This window comes from Rhodococcus sp. NPDC057297 (assembly GCF_042667435.1).
In the GTDB taxonomy this organism is placed as follows: Bacteria; Actinomycetota; Actinomycetes; order Mycobacteriales; family Mycobacteriaceae; genus Rhodococcoides.
In genome coordinates, this window is the sequence record NZ_JBHUZE010000004.1 from 331,980 (window position 1) to 353,355 (window position 21,376).

General features: G+C 64.8%; 19 protein-coding genes. 7 read left to right on the forward strand and 12 right to left on the reverse strand.

Translation table 11 applies throughout. From position 1 onward, the window contains the following. Positions 1–74: 74 nt before the first annotated feature. Positions 75–1,955 (forward strand): 1-deoxy-D-xylulose-5-phosphate synthase, encoded by a 1,881-nt coding sequence (gene dxs, locus ACFULT_RS15000; RefSeq protein WP_037113048.1) that lies wholly within the window; start codon positions 75–77, stop codon positions 1,953–1,955. 5 nt (positions 1,956–1,960) lie between these two features. Here dxs and ACFULT_RS15005 read toward each other — a convergent pair whose 3' ends face one another. From ACFULT_RS15005 to ACFULT_RS15020, 4 genes are all read right to left on the reverse strand, one after another. Next, a complete protein-coding gene (locus ACFULT_RS15005; protein WP_378481808.1) occupies positions 1,961–2,245 on the reverse strand; it encodes a YciI family protein in 285 nt (94 codons plus the stop codon). Positions 2,246–2,265: 20 nt separating this feature from the next. After that, a complete protein-coding gene (locus ACFULT_RS15010) occupies positions 2,266–3,663 on the reverse strand; it encodes a sugar porter family MFS transporter (protein WP_037113051.1) in 1,398 nt (465 codons plus the stop codon). A gap of 132 nt (positions 3,664–3,795) precedes the next feature. Further along, positions 3,796–4,539 (reverse strand): SDR family oxidoreductase, encoded by a 744-nt coding sequence (locus ACFULT_RS15015; protein WP_094721720.1) that lies wholly within the window; start codon positions 4,537–4,539, stop codon positions 3,796–3,798. Between the two features lie 52 nt (positions 4,540–4,591). Then, positions 4,592–5,560 (reverse strand): helix-turn-helix transcriptional regulator, encoded by a 969-nt coding sequence (locus ACFULT_RS15020; RefSeq protein WP_378481809.1) that lies wholly within the window; start codon positions 5,558–5,560, stop codon positions 4,592–4,594. On the opposite strand from ACFULT_RS15020, the gene ACFULT_RS15025 reads away from it, so the two are divergent. Beyond that, a complete protein-coding gene (locus tag ACFULT_RS15025; protein WP_378481810.1) occupies positions 5,559–6,449 on the forward strand; it encodes an SDR family NAD(P)-dependent oxidoreductase in 891 nt (296 codons plus the stop codon). The two genes, ACFULT_RS15020 and ACFULT_RS15025, sit on opposite strands and share 2 nt — an antisense overlap. Before the next feature lie 71 nt (positions 6,450–6,520). Here ACFULT_RS15025 and ACFULT_RS15030 read toward each other — a convergent pair whose 3' ends face one another. The 4 genes from ACFULT_RS15030 to ACFULT_RS15045 all read right to left on the reverse strand — a co-directional run bounded on the left by ACFULT_RS15030 (position 6,521) and on the right by ACFULT_RS15045 (position 11,885). Then, positions 6,521–8,626 carry a 3-hydroxyacyl-CoA dehydrogenase NAD-binding domain-containing protein gene (locus tag ACFULT_RS15030; RefSeq protein ID WP_378481811.1) on the reverse strand — a complete coding sequence of 702 codons (2,106 nt, stop codon included), beginning with the start codon at positions 8,624–8,626 and terminating at the stop codon, positions 6,521–6,523. Then, complete coding sequence (locus ACFULT_RS15035; protein ID WP_378481812.1) at positions 8,623–9,882, reverse strand: thiolase family protein; 1,260 nt, start codon at positions 9,880–9,882, stop codon at positions 8,623–8,625. The genes ACFULT_RS15030 and ACFULT_RS15035 overlap by 4 nt, the downstream gene beginning before the upstream one ends. A gap of 70 nt (positions 9,883–9,952) precedes the next feature. Beyond that, the gene (locus ACFULT_RS15040; protein WP_094721718.1) at positions 9,953–11,224 is read right to left on the reverse strand and encodes a ribonuclease D; all 1,272 of its coding nucleotides are present in this window, start codon (positions 11,222–11,224) and stop codon (positions 9,953–9,955) included. 64 nt (positions 11,225–11,288) lie between these two features. Next, positions 11,289–11,885 carry a DUF3000 domain-containing protein gene (locus ACFULT_RS15045; protein WP_094721717.1) on the reverse strand — a complete coding sequence of 199 codons (597 nt, stop codon included), beginning with the start codon at positions 11,883–11,885 and terminating at the stop codon, positions 11,289–11,291. Between the two features lie 109 nt (positions 11,886–11,994). Between ACFULT_RS15045 and hemE the strand changes: the two genes are divergently transcribed. Genes hemE through ACFULT_RS15070 form a run of 5 tightly spaced genes read left to right on the forward strand, consistent with a single transcriptional unit; the run spans position 11,995 to position 18,119 of the window. Then, positions 11,995–13,074, forward strand: a complete 1,080-nt coding sequence (gene hemE / locus ACFULT_RS15050; RefSeq protein ID WP_037113062.1) for a uroporphyrinogen decarboxylase — start codon at positions 11,995–11,997, stop codon at positions 13,072–13,074. Further along, positions 13,071–14,432: a protoporphyrinogen oxidase gene (locus ACFULT_RS15055; protein WP_037113063.1), complete on the forward strand. Its 1,362-nt coding sequence runs from the start codon at positions 13,071–13,073 to the stop codon at positions 14,430–14,432. The genes hemE and ACFULT_RS15055 overlap by 4 nt, the downstream gene beginning before the upstream one ends. Positions 14,433–14,437: 5 nt before the next feature. Continuing rightward, on the forward strand, positions 14,438–15,133 hold the full coding sequence (gene hemQ / locus ACFULT_RS15060) for a hydrogen peroxide-dependent heme synthase (protein WP_037113065.1): 696 nt from the start codon (positions 14,438–14,440) through the stop codon (positions 15,131–15,133). Beyond that, positions 15,130–15,816, forward strand: coding sequence for an HAD family hydrolase (locus tag ACFULT_RS15065; protein ID WP_037113067.1), 687 nt, complete (start codon positions 15,130–15,132; stop codon positions 15,814–15,816). Before hemQ ends, ACFULT_RS15065 begins: the two co-directional genes overlap by 4 nt. Before the next feature lie 11 nt (positions 15,817–15,827). Beyond that, positions 15,828–18,119, forward strand: coding sequence for a molybdopterin-dependent oxidoreductase (locus ACFULT_RS15070; protein WP_378481908.1), 2,292 nt, complete (start codon positions 15,828–15,830; stop codon positions 18,117–18,119). Here the strand turns inward: ACFULT_RS15070 and ACFULT_RS15075 are convergent. The 4 genes from ACFULT_RS15075 to ACFULT_RS15090 form a co-directional block, all read right to left on the reverse strand. Further along, a complete protein-coding gene (locus tag ACFULT_RS15075; protein WP_275041293.1) occupies positions 18,109–18,570 on the reverse strand; it encodes a MaoC family dehydratase in 462 nt (153 codons plus the stop codon). The genes ACFULT_RS15070 and ACFULT_RS15075 overlap by 11 nt on opposite strands. A 92-nt stretch (positions 18,571–18,662) precedes the next feature. Then, the gene (locus ACFULT_RS15080; RefSeq protein WP_378481813.1) at positions 18,663–19,475 is read right to left on the reverse strand and encodes a polysaccharide pyruvyl transferase family protein; all 813 of its coding nucleotides are present in this window, start codon (positions 19,473–19,475) and stop codon (positions 18,663–18,665) included. Positions 19,476–19,576: 101 nt separating this feature from the next. After that, positions 19,577–20,014: a peptide-methionine (R)-S-oxide reductase MsrB gene (gene msrB / locus ACFULT_RS15085; protein WP_037113069.1), complete on the reverse strand. Its 438-nt coding sequence runs from the start codon at positions 20,012–20,014 to the stop codon at positions 19,577–19,579. A gap of 15 nt (positions 20,015–20,029) precedes the next feature. Continuing rightward, the gene (locus ACFULT_RS15090; RefSeq protein ID WP_037113071.1) at positions 20,030–21,280 is read right to left on the reverse strand and encodes a glycosyltransferase family 87 protein; all 1,251 of its coding nucleotides are present in this window, start codon (positions 21,278–21,280) and stop codon (positions 20,030–20,032) included. Positions 21,281–21,376 lie beyond the last annotated feature (96 nt).

Below are 21,376 nucleotides of genomic sequence, written 5' to 3' on the forward strand. Positions count from 1 at the left end.
GAAGAAGTGTCGAGCCATCGACATCGAAGTACCGCACGTGTTGCCGAAGTTTCCGGCCGGAGGGAGCGATCTCGTTGGGTGTTCTAGCGCGCGTTCAGTCGCCTGAGGACCTGCGCCGTCTTTCACCGGCGGAGGTGGTGGATCTGGCCGAGGAGATCCGTGAGTTCCTCGTCGAGACGGTGTCGGCCACAGGAGGTCATCTGGGTCCCAACCTGGGTGTCGTCGAGCTGACGTTGGCCGTCCACCGCACGTTCGATTCTCCGCGTGACCCGATCATCTGGGACACCGGCCATCAGGCGTACGTGCACAAGATGGTCACCGGCCGCACCGCCGAGTTCGCGTCGCTTCGCAAGCAGGGTGGACTGTCCGGGTATCCCTCGCGCGCCGAGAGCGAACACGACTGGGTCGAGTCCTCGCATGCGTCCGCGTCGTTGTCCTATGCGGACGGGCTCGCCAAGGCTTTCGAGCTGACCGGTCAGAGCGACCGCCACGTCGTCGCCGTCGTCGGTGACGGTGCGTTGACGGGCGGGATGTGCTGGGAAGCACTCAACAACATCGCGGCCGGCAAGGATCGTTCTCTCGTGATCGTCGTCAACGACAACGGTCGCTCCTACGCGCCCACCATCGGTGGACTGGCCGAACATCTGGCAGCCCTACGTCTGCAACCGGGTTACGAGCGCATTCTCGACAACGGACGCCGTATCGTCCGCAGGATTCCTTTGTTCGGGAAGACGGCGTACGCGATGCTGCACGGCATGAAGGCGGGCGTCAAGGACGCGATCAGCCCTCAGGTCTTGTTCACCGACCTCGGCATCAAGTACCTCGGACCGGTCGACGGTCACGACGAGCAGGCCATGGAGTCCGCGCTGCGCAGAGCCAAGGCGTACGGCGGTCCGGTGATCGTGCACGCTGTCACTCGCAAGGGCATGGGATACGCCCACGCCGAGAACAACGTCGCCGACCAGATGCACGCGACCGGCGTCATCGATCCGTTGACCGGGCTCGCCCGCAAGCAATCGGCTCCCGACTGGACGTCCGTGTTCTCGGCCGAATTGATCGACCGTGCGGCCGAGCGTGAGGACATCGTCGCGATCACCGCGGCCATGGCAGGCCCCACCGGCCTCGCGGCGTTCGGGGAGAAGTACCCCACCCGTATGTTCGACGTCGGGATCGCCGAACAGCATGCAATGACGTCGGCTGCAGGCCTTGCGCTCGGTGGCCTGCACCCCGTCGTCGCCGTGTACTCGACATTCCTCAATCGCGCCTTCGACCAACTACTGATGGACGTTGCGCTGCTGAATCTTCCGGTCACGCTCGTTCTGGACCGTGCCGGTGTCACCGGGGCCGACGGCGCGAGTCACAACGGCATGTGGGACATGTCGTTGCTCGGGATCGTCCCCGGTATGAGGGTTGCCGCGCCGCGCGACTGCGCCTCTCTCCGTGAGGAACTCGGGGAGGCGCTCGCGGTGAACGACGGGCCTACTGCGCTGAGGTTCCCGAAAGGCGCCGTGACGGAGGACATCCCGGCGCTCCGGCGTCTCGACGGCGTCATCGACGTGTTGTCCGAGCCGGATTCTGCGGGCCGAGACGTCCTGATCGTTGCCGTCGGCGCCTTCGCAGGACTGGCACTCGAGACCGCGACCGCCCTGGCCGAGCACGGTGTGTCGGTGACGGTCGTCGATCCACGGTGGGTGCTTCCGGTCCCGGAGGCCCTGCTGAAACTGGCCGAGGAGTACAAGCTCGTCGTGACGCTCGAGGATTCGGGGGTGCACGGAGGCGTCGGATCGACTGTGTCCGCGGCTATCCGTGCGGTCGGCGTGGACACCGCGTGCCGCGACATCGGAGTTCCACAGCGCTTCCTGGATCACGCGTCTCGGGAGCAGATCCACCGCGAACTCGGGCTCACATCGGAGGACCTGACTCGCCGAATCGCCGGGTGGCTCGGGTCCAACTGACGGCGTCAGTCGGAGAGTTCACCGACGGTGGGCGCCCACTGACTGATCCGGACGTCGGCCACCAAGCCGGCACGGTTGAACGGGTCGTGCGCGAACAACCGGGCGACTGCGTCGCGGTCGGGGCATTCGACGATGAACATTGCGCCGCTGTGGTCGGCCAGCGGCCCGGATGACCTGATGGTTTTTCGGCGAACCATCTCGTGGATCCACGCCCGGTGGTCGGTTCGGTGGTCGTCTCGGCCGCCCGACGTTTCCGGCGTGTACGTGTACTCGACGACGAACATCGGCATGACGTGCCTCCTGACCGGAGTTACAGAACCATGTCCTCGAGCTCCATGCCCTTCGTTTCGCGGATCTTGAACTTGACGAAGAAGAAGGACACCAGCGCGAAGAACGCGAAGAACGAGTAGATGAAACCGAGGCCGATCGACTGAGTGAGCGGCGGGAACGCCAACGTGATCGCGAAGTTCGCCACCCAGTTGGCTGCGGTACTGATACCGAGAGCAACTGCGCGCATGTTGTTGGGGAACATCTCTCCCAACATCACCCACATGATCGGACCCCAGGTGGCGGCGAAGAAGATGACGAACAGGTTGGCTCCGATCAGCGCGATCGTTCCCCACGGCGTCGGAAGTGTCAGGTCGTCTCCGGTGCCGACGGCCTGAGTGAACGACACCGCAGCGAGTACCAATCCCACGAACATTCCGACGGAACCGATCTGAAGCAAGTTCTTGCGGCCGAATCGGTCGACGAACAGGATCGCCACGAACGTCATGGTGACGTTGATGACGGACGTGATCACCGAGGTGACGAACGACTGATTCTCGCTGAAGCCCACGGACTTCCACAGCGTCGTCGAATAGTAGAAGATCGCGTTGATGCCCACGAACTGCTGCAGGACCGCCATCGTGATGCCGACCCAGACGATCGGCTGCAGACCGAACTTCGGGCCGCGGATGTCGCCGAAGGACGACTTCGCTTCGCGCCGCAGCGTGAGCCGGATTTCCTTGACTCGCTCATTCGGGTTCACTTCGCCGGAGATCTCCCCGAGAATTCGGGCTGCCTCGTCATCGAGGTGCTTGCCGACCAGATATCGCGGAGACTCGGGAATCAGCGTGGCCAGGAAACCGTAGACGAGTGCGGGTACGACGCCGACGAGGAACATCCAACGCCAGGCCTCCATCCCGAACCACAGATCGTTCGACGGCCCGCCTGCGGCGTTCTGCAATACCGCATCGGACAGCAACGCGGCGAAGATACCGACGGTGATGGCCAACTGCTGCAGCGATGCGAGACCACCGCGATAGCGTGCGGGCGCGATCTCGGAGATGTAGGCAGGCGCGATGACCGATGCGATTCCGATTCCGAGTCCGCCGAGCACTCGCCACAACATCAGGTCGGGGATCGAGAAAGCGAAACCGGAACCCACCGAAGAGATGGTGAACAACGCCGAGCCCAACAGCATGACGCGTTTGCGTCCCCAGCTGTCGGCGAGCCGCCCGGCGAACCATGCACCGACTGCGCATCCGAGCAGCGCGATCGCGACGGCGAATCCAGTGACGAACGAACTGAGCCCGAAGTTTTCCTGGATCGAGTCGACCGCGCCGTTGACGACCGACGAATCGAAACCGAAGAGGAAGCCACCGACCGCTGCCGCGACGGTGACTCCGATGACTTTCGCGGTATGGCGTTCTGCAGGTTGCGTCATGACGAACCCAGCTTTCTGAAGGGCCAGCGTCGGTGGTGGTCAACGACATCATGGACCTGTTCGGGGCAACCGGTGGCTGAAATCAGGGGATTTCATCCGAAGGGTTACCCCGGCGCGCGAGCTCGGGTCCGCTCACCCGAGCCGATCCGCGAAGGTGGTCGACGAGTGGTCCGCACCGGCTCCCGGCACGAGGGTGCCGTCGCGCATGGCTTTGCCGTAGGCGCCGGGCAGGGGGATCTCGACGACCCAGTGTCTGCCGTGGAGTGTGGCCACATGGGCGCGGACCATGTCCACCATGCGTTCTTCTCGTGGTCCGCCGAGGTCCGGGACCTGCCCTGCGGGTGTACCTTCGGCCAGTTCGAGGAGACGCTGCGCAACGTCGCGCGCGGCGACGGGCATGCATCGCATACGTGGTACGACGACGAGAGGGCCGAGCGTGGTTCGCTCGACGAGTTGCTCGGCGAATTCGTGAAACTGTGTCGCGCGCAGGATGGTCCAAGGGATGTCGCCGTCCGCGATCGCATTTTCCTGCGCGACTTTTCCCGCGTAGTACGAGTACGGAGCCTCGTCGACGCCGACGATGGAGAGCGCCACGTGGTGCCGCACGCCTGCAGCTTTCTCCGCACGCAGGAGATGTGCGGTGACACTCGTGAAGAACCGGACGGATTCCTTGGCGGACATGGTTTGCGTCGAGGCAACGTCGACAACGACGTCGACTCCGACGAGGGTGTCGTCGAGGCCGGTTCCGCCGACGAGGTCCACACCGTTGGAGCGGGTGAGCACGAGGACGTCGTGACCGCGTTTTCGGGCGAGGTCGACCACGTGCCTGCCGACGACACCGGTTCCACCTGCCACTGCGATCTTCTTTGGGTTCATGTTCCTCCCGACGGCACAGCCCGCCGAAATGTATCGCGACGTGACGGCAATCTCAGTGTTCGGGTACGGCGGCTCCTGCCGTGACCCGAAGAAAGTCGAGCTTGTCTGCATCTGCCGTGCCCGTCGCAGCGGTGTAGACGACGAGCCGGAGGTCGGTGCCGGGGGCGGTGAGAACGTCGCAGTCGAGGGTGATGTCCCCGACGGTTGCATGGTGGATCGTCTTGCGATCGGTGGCATGCTCGGCGGCGGTCCCCGAGCGCCACAGTGCATCGAAGTACGAGTTCTGCGTCCGTAATTCGGTGATCAACGCAGACAGCGGTGCGTCGCGTGGGAACCGGACGGCTGCGATTCTGAGGTCGGCGACGAGTGCCGTCGCGAGATGCTCCAGGTCTGCCGTCGACGAGGCGGGTGGATAGGCGGCTCGGCCGCGATCGTCGCTGCCGAACATCACCCGGACCAGGTTTCGGTGCGTTACGTCGATCGCCGTCGGATTGCCTTGCAGTGCGCTCCACATAGGGTTCCACGTCAGAAGGTCCCAATCCGCCGCGAACACGGCCACAGGCGTGTCCGCCAAGCGGCCGACGAGGCGCGCAATGCCGGGACCGACGTGTCGATCGATGCTTCCCGGGCCCGGTGGCAACAGGCCCGCGCAGCGGTACAGGTGATCTCGCTCGGCGCCGTTCAACTGCAAGGCTCGTGCCAAGGACGCGGTGACCTGCACGGACGGCGTCGTGGCGCGGCCTTGTTCGAGTCGGATGAGGTAGTCGACGGACACTCCGGCCAGCTGTGCCAACTCTTCACGGCGCAGACCCTCGGTCCGCCGCCTCGGGCCCGTCGGGAGGCCTGCATCGACAGGTGAGAGTCTGTCCCTCCACCCTCGCAGGACTTCACCGAGGTCGGATGCCGTGTCGCTCATCGGTCCATCATCTCCCGCTTCGGCGGATGCATACTGGTACTGCTGATCCCACTGTCTCACCGGGTGCTGGTTGTACTCCTGTGCCGGTACCAGCGTGGGTGCCATGACCCACAGTTCCGCACACACCATCGTCATGACCGGAGTCAGCCAGGGGATCGGCGCCGTAGCAGCCTCGAGGTTGCTTGCCGATGACCCTCACGCACACCTCGTCGTGGTCGGTCGAAGACCTGGCCCGACCTCTCCTCGGGTGACGTTCGTGGACGCCGACCTCGCTGACATCGAGGCGACGAGGACGGCGGGCCGTCACATCGGCACGCTGGCGCAGAACGGTTCGATCCCGAGACTCGACAGGTTCGTCGGAAACGCGGGCATCCAGTACACCGATGCAATCACGACGACGGTCGACGGTCTCGAAGCGACTTTCGCGGTCAACGTAGTTGCCAACCACGTACTTCTGACCCAGCTCCGGTCCCACCTGACGGATTCCTCGCGCATCGTGATCACCGTCAGCGACACGCACTTCGGGGATCTCCGGCACAATCTCGCGCTGGTTCCGGCGCCCGCGTGGTCGGCTCCGGACGTGCTCGCGCGTCCCGGTGCCTTCACCGAACCGGAGTCGGCCGCAGCCGGGAGAACCGCGTACTCGACCAGCAAACTTGCGGCGGTCCACCTCGTTCATGCGTGGGTCGACGCCCTCGAACCGGGAGTCGACATCATCTCGTTCAACCCCGGTCTGGTCCCGGGGACCGGCCTGGCCAGACATGCAGGCAGGGGAGCGCAGCTGATGATGCGAGTGCTGGGTCCTGTGCTTACTCTGACGCCACTGGCCACCACGTCCACGCAGGCAGGTGCGGAACTCGCTGACCTGGTGTCCGGCCGAAAGCTCGCTCGCAGCGGCGACTACGTCGACCGCAACCGCGTTGTGTCGTCTTCCGCGGAGTCCTACGACCCGGCACGCGAAGCGGAGCTCATGGCTTTTCTGGACACGCTGTAACTGACGGCGAGACCGAAGTTGTGTACCGGATTCACGGTGACGACGTACACAACTTCGATCTCGGACGTACATCAGACGTTCGCGACGCCCTGCGTGAGGAACCGCTTGCCTGTCACTGCTTCCGAGGTGCCGGTTCGGTCGAGGTACGGAGTGATTCCGCCGTTCCAGAATCCGAAGCCGCCGCCGAGAAGCAGGCAGAGGTCGATGTCCTCCGCCGCGGCTACGACGCCCTCCTCCAACATGATGTTGATCTCGTCGGCGAACGCTCGCCGGGTTCGATCCAGAACCTGCTCTGCCGTCGACGGTGAATCACCCTGTGGCCACAGTGCTGCCACCTCGGGGTCGACGATCTGGCCTTCGGGTCCGTAGGTCCAGACGCCGGGCTTCTTGGCGTCGACGAGCGCGCGGAATCCGGCGGAGTCCTTGAACCGCTCGGGGTACGCCTCGGCGAGGGTCTCCGCGGTGTGCAGGGCGACGGCCGGTCCGACCAATGCCAGCAGGGTGAGCGGGCTCATCGGCATGCCGAGCTCGGCGACGGCCCCGTCCGCGACGTCGAAGGGCGTGCCCTCGTCGATCGCGGCGATGATCTCTCCAGATGCGCGGGTGACGAGCCGGTTGAAGACGAATCCGGGCAGGTCGGCAGAGAGTACGGCCGACTTCTTGAGCGTCTTGGCCGTGGCGAATGCCGTTGCCAGCGTGGCATCGTCGGTCTTCTCGCCCTTGACGACCTCCAGTAGCGGGAGGACGGCGACGGGGTTGAAGAAGTGGAAGCCCACCACGCGTTCGGGGTGCTTCAGATCGGCTGCCATCTTCGTGATCGACAGCGACGAGGTGTTGGTGGCGAGAATCGTTTCCGGAGAAACGAATTCCTCGACCTCGGCGAACACCTTCTTCTTCACGTCGAGGTTCTCGAACACGGCCTCGATGACGAAGTCTGCCTGTGCGAACGCCGCCTTGTCGATGGAGCCCGACACCAGTGCCTTGAGACGGTTGGCGGCATCCGGGGACAGACGCTTCTTGCCGAGCAGCTTGTCGATCTCACCGTGAACGTAGCCGACGCCCTTGTCGATGCGCTCCTGGTCGATGTCGGTGAGGATCACCGGCACCTTCAGCTGCCGGACGAAGAGCAGAGCGAGCTGGCTGGCCATGAGACCTGCCCCGACGATGCCGACGCCGGAAATCTTGCGCGCCAACGACTTGTCCGGTGCGCCGGCGGGTCGCTTTGCCCGCTTCTGTACGAGATCGAACGCGTAGAGGCCTGCACGCAGTTCGTCTTTCACGAGCAGGGTGGACAGTGCCTCGTCCTCGGCAGCGAACGCGGTGTCCAGAGAAGCCGAGTCGGTGATGTCTGTGTTCTTGGCGAGCTCGATCAGCTCGACAGCGGCGACCGGACCGGGGGCGAAGTTGCCGGTCTTGCCTGCGACGATGCCCTTCGCGCGGGCGACGGCGTCGTCCCAGGCCTGGCCACGGTCGATCTCGGGACGAGCGGGGGTGATGTCGCCCTTGATCACCTGAGCTGCCCAGGCCAGCGACTGCTCGATGAAGTCGGCGCCGCCGAACACGGCGTCGGCGATACCGAGATCGAGAGCCTGCTGAGGCTTGAGCGTTCGGTTCTGGTTGAGCGAGTTCTCGATGATCACCGTCACGGCGTTCGATGCGCCGATGATGTTGGGCAGCAACTGAGTTCCGCCCCACCCTGGAACGAGTCCGAGGAACGCCTCGGGAAGGCCGAGTGCCGCCGCGTTGTCGGCAACGGTGCGGTAGTGCGAGTGCAGCCCGACTTCGAGGCCGCCGCCGAGTGCAGCGCCGTTGATGAACGCGAACGTCGGGATCTCGGACTCGCGCAGGCGCCGGAACACCTTGTGGCCGAGCTGGCCGATCTGAAGTGCCTCGTCCTTGGTCTTGATGTTCGGTACACCATTGAGGTCGGCACCGACCGCGAAGATGAACGGCTTGCCGGTCACTGCGATCGCGACCGGGTTCGCGGCGAACGCCTCGTCGAGTGCGGCGTCGAACTGGGTGAGGCCGCCGGGGCCGAACGTCGACGGCTTGGTGTGGTCGTAGCCGTTGTCCAGCGTCACGAGGGCGATCGAGCCTTCGAGGCCGGGGACGGAGATGATCTTGGTGAATGCGTTCGTGACTACCTCGTCGGTGAACGCAGTGGTGATGTCGCTCATTTGGCTGCTCCTGCCGTCTCGGTCGTTCCTGCAGGCTTCACTCCCGCGTAGTCGGAGTGGTTCGGGTTCTCCCAGATGACAGTTCCGCCCATGCCGAGGCCGATGCACATGGTCGTCAGGCCGTAGCGCACGTCGGGACGCTGCGCGAACTGACGCGACAGCTGCGTCATGAGGCGCACACCGGAGGATGCGAGCGGGTGGCCACACGCGATGGCGCCGCCCCACTGGTTGACGCGGGGGTCGTCGTCGGCGATGCCGTAGTGCTCGAGGAACGCGAGGACCTGAATGGCGAAGGCTTCGTTGATCTCGAAAAGGCCGATGTCGGAGATGCTCAATCCGGTTCGTCCGAGCAGCTTTTCGGTGGCGGGAACCGGTCCGATGCCCATGACGGCGGGGTCGACGCCTGCGAACGAGAAGCCGACCATCCGCATGCCGATGTTCAGCCCGAGCTCGTGCGCAGTGTCTTCGCCCGCCAGAATCGCGGCGGTGGCACCGTCGTTCAGTCCTGCTGCGTTTCCGGCGGTCACGCGGCCGGCAGGGCGGAACGGAGTCTTGAGCTTCGCCAGATCTTCGACGGTGGTGCCCGGACGAGGTGGTTCGTCCTCGGTGGCCAGGCCCCATCCGGCGGCGGACTTCGTGGCGACCGGGACGAGCGTGTCGGCGATGTAGCCGGCCTTCTTGGCTGCGTCGTACTTCTCCTGGGACGCGACGGCGTACGCGTCGGTGCGGTCCTTGGTGATCGACGGGAATCGGTCGTGCAAGTTCTCGGCGGTGTTGCCCATGACGAGGGCGCTCGGGTCGACGAGCTTGTCCGCGAGGAAACGCGGGTTCGGATCGACACCCTCGCCCATCGGGTGACGACCCATGTGCTCCACCCCGCCTGCGATGACGACGTCGTACTGGCCGAAGCCGATGCCCGAGCCGGTGGTGGTCACCGACGTCATCGCACCTGCGCACATGCGATCGATGGCAAAACCGGGGACGCTGCGAGGGAGTCCAGCGAGCAGGGCGGAGGTGCGGCCGATGGTCAGGCCTTGATCGCCGGTCTGCGTGGTCGCAGCGATCGCGACCTCGTCGATTCGTTCGGGAGGGAGGTTGGGGTTCTTGCGGAGCAGTTCGCGGATGGCTTTGACGACGAGGTCGTCGGCGCGAGTGTCGGCGTAGATGCCCTTGGGGCCTGCCTTGCCGAACGGTGTGCGGATGCCGTCGACGAACACGACATTCCGCTGTGAGCTGGTGGACGCGGGTACAGACACGCTTCGATCCTCCCGACAGATGCGGACATAGGCCCGGCCGACGCCGGGCTGACGCCCACTGTAGCCGGTATTACCCGTCGGTAACTTGAGGAGGGGTCAAAGCGGCCGTGAGCACGGGGACGACGAGCTCACGCTGCCAGGGACGGGCGCCGCCATCGGCCAGCTCGTTCTCGATCACCGTGACAGCGTCCTCCGGGGTGGCCGGTTTCCAGTCCCACACGAGTCGGCGCAGCAGATCGGGTAACAGCAGGTTCTCGACGGGGACCGAGACGCGTTCGCTGAGCTCGGTCATCGCGGCCCGTGTCGCGGCGAGACGATCGGCGGCATCCTGGTCGCGGCGAGCCCACCGGTTCACCGGGGGTGGACCGTCGAACGGTGCTGCCTTGGGCGGCAGGTCCGAGGCAGGCAGTGCGCGTGCCCGGCCGAGCGCGCCCAGCCACACTTTCGCGGACCGGCGCTGGCGGGGGCCGCCGAAGACTGGCAACGCCTTCAACTCGTTCTCGTTCTTCGGGTCCGCCGTGGCGGCGGCGACGATGGCCGAGTCCGGCAGAATCCGTCCGGCGGCGATGTCGCGGCGGCGAGCGAGCTCGTCGCGTGCCTGCCACAATTCACGCACCGCAGCGAGGACACGCTGAGATTTCACCGCATGAATACCCGATGTCCGGCGCCAACGGTCGGTCTTCGGCTTCGGCGGACCCAGGGTCAGAATGTGTGCGAACTCCTGCGCCGCCCACTCCGTCTTGCCTTGGCTCTCGAGTTCGGCGGCCATAGCGTCACGCAGCTCCAGCAGTACTTCCACGTCGAGTGCGGCGTAGTTCAACCACGTGTCCGGGAGTGGCCGCGTCGACCAATCGGCAGCGCCGTGCCCTTTCTGCAACGACAGGCCGAGCGTTCTCTCGACGATCGCGCCGAGTCCGACGCGCTCGAAGCCCGCCAGACGGCCGGCAAGTTCGGTGTCGTACAGCGTCGTCGGGACGAGGCCGAGTTCTTCGAGGCCGGGAAGATCCTGGTCGGCCGAGTGCAACACCCACTCCAACGGGTTGATCACTTCAGCCAAGGCGGTGAGCTGCCCGGTGACCGGTATGGGATCCAGCAGTACTGTTCCCGCACCGCGGCGTCGGAACTGCAGCAGGTACGCACGCTGTGAGTAGCGAAAGCCCGACGCACGTTCGGCGTCCACGGCGAGCGGACCGTGACCGCCCGCGAGTGCAGCCGCGGCCTCGGCGACGCCGGCGACGGTGTCGACGACAGGGGGGACACCGTCGGCGGGCGCGAGCAGAGGAACGGCAGGCGGAGGACCGTCCGTTACATCCGACGGTTCACTGGAACTTGTCGCTGACATGAGAGGTGACTCTAAGCCCAAACGAGCGGACCGCGTGCGAACTCACGATCCAGTTCGGGTCGCGTCACCGTTTCTCGGCTGTACTCCGTAACTCGGTGATCCCGGCCGGAGGCAGTCCGGCGGCGTAGGCCAGGACCTCACAGAACGCCTCCACATGTGACGCGAGCTCCACCGAGCCCGCCGTCCACGACGCGCGGAGCTCGAGTTGATGCGCCTTCGGGGGCCCGGCGATGTCCCCGTACCTGACCGAACTGGTCGATGTGACAGTCCCACCCAGCGCGGTCACCGGCTCGGCACGATTACCGAGAGCATCGACCAACCAGCTCCACCCGACCTCGGGAAGCAGTGGGTCCGACGCGAGGGTCTCGTCGACGTCGGCCTGAATGTAGGCGACGAGGCGCATGGTGCCGTTCCACGCCTCGTCACCGTCGGGGTCGTACAACAAGATGAGTCGGCCGAATGCGTCACCGTCGGACTGCTCGCCGACGTCCTCCCCGACGGTATGCTTGACCTCGGCGCCCACCGCATAGCTGTAGGGCGCGAGACGCTGCGGCGGTCTGATCGGGCCGACTTCGATCGAGGGGTGCACGACTGCCCGGTGCATCGCCTCGACAGCCGATCGAAACGGCGCAGGCTCGGCAGCGGATCCGGGTGTGGTCACGTCATCGGACGTTAGACTTCTCACGTTCCCGTTCGTCGGAGGCGCGCCGAAGTACCAGCACGGACCTGCGTAGAGGCGTCGACCGTGAGGCGTGGCAGCATGGACGGCAATGAACACCGTCACGCCCAGCACCGACACGCCGTCCTCGCGCCGCCACCTTCCCGATGCGCCCTTGCTGGCCGCTGCCGCGGGCCGCGTTCCGACTCGTCGACCTGTCTGGTTCATGCGGCAGGCCGGGCGGTCGCTGCCCGAGTACCGCAAGATCCGCGCCGGGATCGGCATGCTGGAATCCTGCTTCGATGCAGAGCTGGTCACCGAGATCACGATGCAACCGGTCAGGCGGCACGGTGTCGACGCCGCAATTCTGTTCTCGGACATCGTCGTGCCGCTCAAGGCCGCGGGCATCGACCTCGACATCGTCGCCGGCACGGGCCCGGTCGTGGCGAACCCGATTCGATCGCGTGCCGACGTCGATGCGCTACCGCATTTGAGCACCGAGCAGGTACAGCCCGTTGCGGACGCGGTTGCTCTGCTGACGAAGGAACTAGGTGAGACAGCGCTGATCGGCTTCGCCGGTGCTCCGTTCACACTCGCCTCGTATCTGGTCGAGGGTGGGCCCAGCCGAAACCACGAGAAGACGAAGGCGTTGATGCGGTCCGACCCGCAGACCTGGCACACGTTGCTGGACACACTTGCGGACACCACCATCACGTTCCTGAAGGCGCAGCTTGCGGCCGGAATCGATGCGCTCCAGCTGTTCGACTCTTGGGCAGGGGCACTTTCGCTTGCCGACTACCGCGAATTCGTCCTTCCGCACTCGACCAAGGTGTTCGACGCGGTGAGCTCGGCCGGTGTACCGAAGATTCACTTCGGAGTCGGTACGGGGGAACTTCTCGGCGCGATGGGCGACGCGGGTGCCGACGTGGTCGGCGTCGACTGGCGGATCCCACTCGACGACGCAGTCACCCGCGTCGGGGCAGGAAAAGCCCTGCAGGGCAACCTCGACCCGGCCGTGCTGTTCGCGGGCTGGGACGCCGTCGAGACCGAAGTACGGCGAATCGTCGGCGAGGCGGATCGGGCGCTTGCGGCGGGGGCCACCGGGCACGTGTTCAACCTCGGTCACGGGGTACTGCCGGATACCGACCCCGATGTCCTCACTCGTGTGGTGGAGCTGGTGCATTCGCTGTGACGGTGTCGGCGCCTCGCGCCGCGGTGGTCGGCGGCGGAATCACCGGACTGGTCGCTGCCTACAGGCTGCGCCGTAGCCTGGGCCCGGACGCGGAGATCACTGTCGTCGAGGCATCCGAGCGGCTCGGCGGAACGTTGCGAACGGCGCGCATCGCAGGCGGTCCACTCGACGTGGGTGCGGAGGCCTTCATCGGGCGACGGCCCGAGGTTCCCGCCCTGCTGAACGAGCTGGGCCTGTCCGAGCAGTTGGTGCATCCGGCGGGGCGGCGACCACTCTTCTACGCGGGCGGTGCGGTGCATCCGATGCCACCCGGCACGTTGATGGGAATCCCGTCGGACGCCGCCGCGCTACGCGGGATGGTCGACGACGAGACCGTGCAGAGGATCTCGGCCGAGTCCGACTCGCCGATGACCTGGCGCGTGGGCGGTGACGTCAGCGTCGCGGAGTTGGTGGGCGGTCGGTTCGGTGAGCAGGTGCTTCGTCGATCCGTCGACCCGTTGCTCGGCGGGGTCTATTCCGGTCTGTCGGACTCGATCGGCGTACGTGCCGCGCTGCCGACATTGGCCGCAGCACTCGACGCAGGAGCGAGCAGCTTGACGGCCGCAGTGACGCGGGCACTGCCCCCGCCCAGCTCCGGACCGGTGTTCGGTGCGCTCCGCGACGGGTACGGAGTACTGGTCGACGCGCTGGTATCGGCGACGAACGCCAGAACTGTCCTGGGTACCGAAGTCGTGTCCATCCGAGGTGAGCGGCGTGGCTGGCGCGTCGACCCCATCGGTCACGTGGATGTCGTGGTCCTCGCCGTACCTGCCCCGGCTCTCGCACGCATCCTCGCGGACACAGTTCCTGACGCCGCGGACGCCGCCGCGGACATCGAACTCGCGTCGTCCGTCGTGGTGGCCATGTCCTTACCGCCGGCCACCGAACTTCCGGACAACTCGGGTGTCCTCGTCGCCACGGACGCGGGACTCTCGGTGAAAGCGTTCACACTCTCGAGTCGTAAGTGGACACACCTGGGCGACCGGGAAACACCGCTGCTGCGTGCGTCACTCGGCCGCTTCGGCGACACCGCAGCGCTGGAGATGACCGACAAGGAACTCGTCGAGGTCGCCACGCAAGATCTGTGTACGGTCACCGGCCTGGACGTCGCACCCGTCGAGACCGTGGTGCAGCGCTGGCGAGGCGGGCTACCGCAATACGCGCCGGGCCACGTCGAGCGAGTCTCCGAGATCGAAGCCGCAGTTCGTGGCGTACCCGGGCTCGCCGTCGCCGGTGCATGGAGCCACGGCGTCGGAGTCCCCGCTTGTGTCGCATCCGCCACCAGAGCGGCCGCCGCCGTATCCGAGGTGGCACGATAGGGCGCATGGCACGCCTCGACTACTCAGCGCTCAACTCCACACTTCGCTACCTGATGTTCTCGGTGTACAAGGTCACCCCAGGAGTTCTGGGCGACGACCGCGCCGCAGCATCGAAGGAAGCCCGCGTGTTCTTCGAGAGCCAGGAAGAGAAAGGCGTCGCGGTGCGCGGCGTCTACGACATCGCCGGAATGCGCGCCGATGCCGACTTCATGGTCTGGACACACGCCGAGCGTATCGAGGACCTGCAGGCCACGTACTCCGACTTCCGCCGAACCACGGCTCTGGGTAGGGCGAGCACTCCGGTGTGGAGCAACTCCGCGCTGCATCGCCCGGCCGAGTTCAACAAGAGTCATGTGCCGGCGTTCATCGCAGGCGAGGACCCGGGCGCCTACATCTGCGTCTACCCGTTCGTCCGATCCATCGACTGGTACCTGCTGCCCGACGAGGAGCGCCGTACGATGCTCGCCGATCACGGCATGGCCGCCCGCGGATACAAAGACGTCCGCGCCAACACCGTGCCGTCGTTCGCGCTCGGGGACTACGAATGGATCCTCGCCTTCGAGGCACCGGAACTCGACCGCATCGTCGACCTCATGCGCGACCTTCGCGCCACCGAAGCGCGACGCCACGTGCGCGAGGAGACACCCTTCTTCACCGGACCACGCGTCGACGTCGAGGCGCTCGTGGCATCCCTGCCATGATCGAGGCGGTCATCTTCGATTTCTCCGGCACGCTCTTCCGCCTGGACGAGGACGATTCCTGGTTCGACGGCGTCACCCACTCCGACGGGGCCCCGGTGGACGGGCATCACGCAGCGGAGTTGATGCGCCGTATGACCGCGCCGGTCGGGGAGGTCGTGCAGTTCGACGACATCACCCGCCACGCGTGGCGGAACCGAGACCTGGACCCGGCGCTGCACCGGCAGGCATACCTTCACGTTCTGAAGGAATCAGGAATAGATCGACCGGAGCAGGCGGAATCCGTGTACGGCCGCGTCATCGACGCGGCCAGCTGGACGCCGTATCCCGATACGGTTGCGGTGGTGAAAGCTCTTGCTGCGAAGTCGATCTCGGTCGGAGTGTTGAGCAACATCCCCTTCGACATCAGGCCGGCGTTCGCGCAGCTCGGCATCGAGGAACACATCGACCAGTTCACGCTGTCCTTCGAGGTCGGCGTCGTCAAACCGCAACCGGAGATCTTCCGCATCGCCGTCGACGGTCTCGGGGTCGATCCGTCGCGAACCCTGATGGTCGGGGACAGCGAAGAAGCGGACGGTGCCGCACGCACGATCGGATGTTCGTTCGCGCTCGTCGATCCCGTTCCGACGGGCGAGCGACCCACCGCGTTGCTGGATGCAGTGAAAAGCCGCGGCATCGACCTGTGAGTGCACAGCACATGGCCCACTGGGGCATGTTCCAGGCCGCGGGCGTGGACGGCGAGGTAACCGAGATCACTCCCGACGCCGGCGATTCCAGTCCGTCCCCCGTCCTGGGTAATCTTCCCGGTTCGGTGCGTCACCGCTCACGCGTGACCGGACCAGCAGTGCGACGAGGGTGGCTCGAACACGGGCCGGGTCCGAGCGAGCGTCGCGGAAGCGATCAGTTCGTGTCCGTCACCTGGGGGGAGCTCACCGACCTCCTCGCCGACGAACTCCGGCGGGTCATCGACCGGTACGGAAACAGTGCGATCTATGGTGGGTCCTACGGGTGGGCCAGTGCTGGCCGTTTCCACCACGCTCAGTCCCAGGTCCATCGCTTCCTCAACTGCCTTGGCGGATACACCCGGTCGGTGAACAGTTACTCGACCGGCGCCACGTCCGTGGTCATGCCACACGTCGTCGGCGCGCATTGGAAATTGTTCTCACGTTCGACATCCTGGAATGTCATCGCGCGCGAGACCGATCTTCTGGTGGCGTTCGGCGGAGTGCCGGTGAAGAACACGTCCGTCAATCACGGCGGCACATCGAATCACCCCACCGAATCTGCACTCGATGCGCTCCGGGCTCGCGGTGGGAAGGTCGTCACCGTCAGTCCGCTGCAAGACGACATGACGGGTGCGGCGACGTGGCTCGCGCCCCGTCCCGGCTCCGATGTTGCGGTGATGCTCGGGCTCGCTCACGTTCTGGCGACCGAAAACCTGCTCGACCGAGCATTTCTGGACGATTACACCACCGGTTACGACGTGTTCGAGCGTTACCTCCTCGGTGCGACCGATGGCACACCGAAGTCGCCCCAGTGGGCGTCCGAGAAATCCGGGTTGGCCCCCGAGGTGATCACCGAACTCGCCAGGTCGATGGCGTCGCAACGCACCTTGCTGACGGTCACCTGGTCGTTGCAGCGAGTCCAGAGCGGTGAACAAGCCCCGTGGATGGGATTGACGCTGGCATCGATGCTCGGCCAGATCGGCATTCCGGGTGGGGGATTCGGCCACGGTTACGGCTCGATGAACGAGCCGGGTCTCGCGCCGGTGCCGTACCCGTTGCCGACCCTTCCGCAGGGGCTGAACCCGGTCACGTCCTTCATTCCGGTGGCCGCTGTCTCGGACATGCTGCTCCGACCCGGCTCCGAGTTCGACTACGACGGCAAACGACTGACATACCCCGATATCAAGCTCGTGCACTGGGCGGGGGGCAACCCGTTCCATCACCACCAGGACCTGGGCCGACTGCGGCGCGCACTGGCGCGCCCGGACACCGTCGTCGTGCACGATCCCTACTGGACGCCGATGGCCAAACATGCGGACATCGTGGTTCCGTCCACCACGTCGCTGGAACGTGAGGATCTCAGTTGCACCCGCAACGATCCGCTCCTCGTGGCCATGCACCGCGCTGTGCCTCGATACGCCGAATCGCGTGACGATTACGACACCTTCGCGGCGCTGTCCGAGAAGCTCGGCGTGGCAGAGGCATTCACGGAAGGTCGGTCGTCCCGGCAGTGGGTCGAGCATCTCTACGACCAGTGGCGCGGTTACCTGCGCGCAGCCGGCGTCGACACCCCGGAGTTCGACGACTTCTGGCACACCGGTTCGTTCCGGATGACCACCGAGGACGACCTCACCCTGCTTGCCGACTATCGGGCGGATCCTCGACGGAACGCCCTGCGTACACCGAGTGGGAAGATCGAGATCTTCTCCGAGACGATCGCGGGCTTCGATTATGTCGACTGCATCGGACACCCGGCCTGGTTCGAACCGGACGAATGGTTGGGCGGCGCACGAGCTGCGACATATCCACTGCATTTGATCGCCAATCAGCCCCGCACTCGGTTGCACAGCCAACTGGATCACGGCGCCACCAGCCAGGCGTCGAAAATTGCAGGGCGAGAGCCGATTCGGATCCATTCCGCTGCGGCTGCCGCGCGAGGGATCGCCGCCGGCGATGTGGTCAGGGTGTTCAACGATCGCGGAGCGTGCCTGGCCGGTGTGATCATCGACGACGCCATGATGGACAGCGTCGTACAACTGTCCACCGGTGCGTGGTACGACCCGCTCGACCCTGCCGATCCCGCCACGCTGTGCAAACACGGTAACCCGAATGTGCTGACCCCCGACGTCGGCACATCGTCGCTCGCGCGAGGATCGACGGGCCAGCACGTTCTGGTGCAGATCGAACGCTACGACGGAGAACTGCCTCCGATCACCGCGTTCGATCCGCCCGAGTTGCTCGACAGAGCAGCTGTCAGAACATGATCCGACCGATCGTCTCCGCCACGAGCGCAGGCTTTGTCTCTCCCTCGATCTCCAGCGTGCTGGTGGCGACGACCTGAAGAGCCCCGCCGGATACTTCGTCCACCGAGGTCAGCGTCGTCTGAAGGCGAACGTGCGAGCCCACCTTCACCGGGTTGATGAAACGAACCTTGTTGGAGCCGTAATTGACTCCGAGCTTGGTGTTCTCGATCGTGTAGATCTGCCAGTTGAGCATCGGAACGAGAGACAAACTCAGATACCCGTGGGCGACCGGCGCACCGAACGGGCTTTCCTTGGTCGCGCGTTCGACATCCACATGGATCCACTGGTGGTCACCGGTGGCGTCGGCGAAGGTGTTCACGCGTTCCTGCGTGATCTGGAGCCAGTCGCTGACTCCCAGATTCTCGCCGACCGCCGCTTTCAACTGCTCGGGTGAAGTGAAGGTGCGCATCATCACAGTATGCATGTGAGGGGACGTGCTCTGCACTTCTTGTACGAACGCGCCTACCGACAGCTAATCGTTGCCGCACTTCGCGGTTGTTCGTTTCATCGTCCGTCGATCGCGGCGTATGGAAACGCGGCGATGAGTTTGTCCTGTATCTCCGTGAGATTCGGAATCGGGCGATACTCGTCTCGGAGAGCCGCGATCCGATCTGCATCCCACGCGAGGTCCGATGAATGCTGAACCGCCTGTCCGTCGAAAGCGGAGTAGTAGTCCTCGAACTTGTATCCCTTGCCGCCGATCTCCTGCGTCAGCTCGATCCACGCATTCGGGATACCGTACGAGTCCGCGACGATGAGTCCGTGGAGACTCGTGGACATCACGAACTCGCACGACGTGATGTCCGCGACGACCTTGGACGGCTTCCTCGACGGATCGATCAGCAGAATGTTTCCCTCACGTGCGAGGGTCTGTACCACTGTGTCTCTCTTGTGCATCCAGTGATAGACGAGGCCGACTCGACCGTGCACCCGTTGCGAAGGCGGGTAGACCTTGTTTGTCAGAAGCCCTGGATCCCCGACTGCGATGTCGCGGTCGGAGTCGATACGGCCCAGAGTGAGTTGCCCACGTACGGCGTAGATGTCGTACCCAGGGTTGCTGAAGTTTCTCTCGGTGGTTCCCTCGCGCACTCCGAAACCGGAACCCCATACCTTCAGGGTCTTCGGCGCGTTCATGAGCTGAACCATCTCGAGCGTCGAACCGGCGCCGGTGAACTCGCTGCACTTCGGGCGCCTCCACGCACACTTCCGACCGAAGAGAGACTTCACCAGCCCCGGAGTCAGCTCGTCCCCGAAGTTCGGGCGAAGGCCTGTGAGTTTGAGCTGACGCCACCAGAAAGTCTTGATCGCCGCAGTCATTGCAGAAAGATACCGCAGAGTTTTGAATACCGTGCGGTACATGAAGCAAGCTGCAGTGGGTACGCGGCGCGAGCTGAACCCGGGGCGCGACTCCGGTGCGACTACTGTGCGTCGACCGCCGGGTTGAAGATCAGCGATATGGAGTTGATGCAGTAACGCTGATCGGTGGGCGTCGGGTAGCCCTCGCCCTCGAAGACGTGTCCGAGGTGACTGTGGCAGTTCTTGCAGATCACTTCGATGCGGCGCATTCCGAGCGAATTGTCCTCGTTGAGGATAACGGCGTCGCTGTCGGCCGGGTCGAAGAAGGAAGGCCAGCCACAGTGGGATTCGAACTTCTCGGTACTGCGGAACAGTTCCGCGCCGCAGGCACGGCACTGGTAAATGCCTTCGGTGGTCGTGTCGGTGTATTCGCCGACGAAGGGTCGCTCGGTTCCGGCTTGCCGTAGAACCGCGTACTCCTCGGGTGAGAGTTTCTCTCGCCACTGCGCGTCGGTGAGCTGTACTGCTGGGGCAGGATTCTTGTCCGTCGCTGAACTCATGCCTTCACGCTAATACTATCCGCCGGACTTCGTCGTCTCCGCTGGTCGCGGGTCGTCCAGTAGATAGTCGGGTTCGATTCCCCGGTCGAGTCGGCCGTCCTGCCGAGCTGCGTAGTAGCGCCCGACGAGCACGCCGAAGACGACGATGATCAGCAGACTCCATCCGAAGGTGGTGCGCATGTAGTCGAAGGCTCGTCCCGTGGTGTAGAACCGGCCGGACAGCCAGCGGTCGTAGCAGGTGAAACCGTAGATGGCGAGCCAGGCCGGCCAGTTCCGGAGCACCGAGTTCTTCAGGACGACCGTCATCAGAAGTGGGAACAGCATCATCGAGTAGTACATCTGGCCCAACGAACCCAGCAGCCAATGTGCAGTGAGGACGAGGCCGGATGTGGTGGCGACGAAGAACAATCGGTCCTCGCGGCAGTACTTGTAGAGGATCCACAACGAGGCGAGAACCATGAGTCCGAGGACACCGCGTATTCCGAGAATCAAGAACTCGGGCAGTCCGTAGTAGCGCCCGTTTCCGACAACGGCGCTGTTGAAGTAGTCCCTGGATTCGAGTAGATACGGCACGGTGCGGTTCACGAAGTCCATGGGGTCGACGGACAGCGGCCATGCGATCGCGGTGAAGATCAGGGGAATGGCGACGGCGGTGACGAACACCTTCCACTGTCTGGTCATGAGCGGAATGATCAGCAGCGGAACGAGAATGGGCTTGACCACGATGGTGAGGCCGATCGCGACGCCTGCCCACAGGTCTTTTCGCTTCAACAGGAAGCCGATGAACGCGACCTCGCCGAGTAACACGAAGCCGTTGAAATTGGTGAACACCAGTGTGTTCGTCACTGTTTCGCTCGCGAACGCGGCAAGGAGCAACACAGGTGCAACGACGGAGTTCAGACCGTAGCCGAAGATGCGCAGCAGAATGTACAGAGCAATCAGGATCGCGAGAGTGCTGGCGAAGATGAACAGCCACCGAGAGCGTTCCGGGTCGATCACGGCGACGGGGGAGAGCAGCATCGTGGCCCCGGGCGGGTACAGGTAGTGCGGATCCACCGAATCGAAGTTCGCCGTGTAGACCGGCTGCCGGTTGAGAAACGCCAGAGCCGCGCGGTACACCGGGGTGAAGTCGTCGGTGATGTCGCCGTTGATCGCTCGAACCAGGACCCGGTTGAGCACCGTCATGACGGCCAACGGCCACAGCGCGAACTTGACTACTTCTGCGGTGGACCGGCCGGTTCGTGGCTCGAGGAAGCTAAGTGACACCTACGGAACGGTACATTGACCGCCCCGTCGGACCGACGTCAGACACCCCGGCCGTCACAACCCCTCCGGACCTTGTTTCCGCCCTCGACCGCCCAC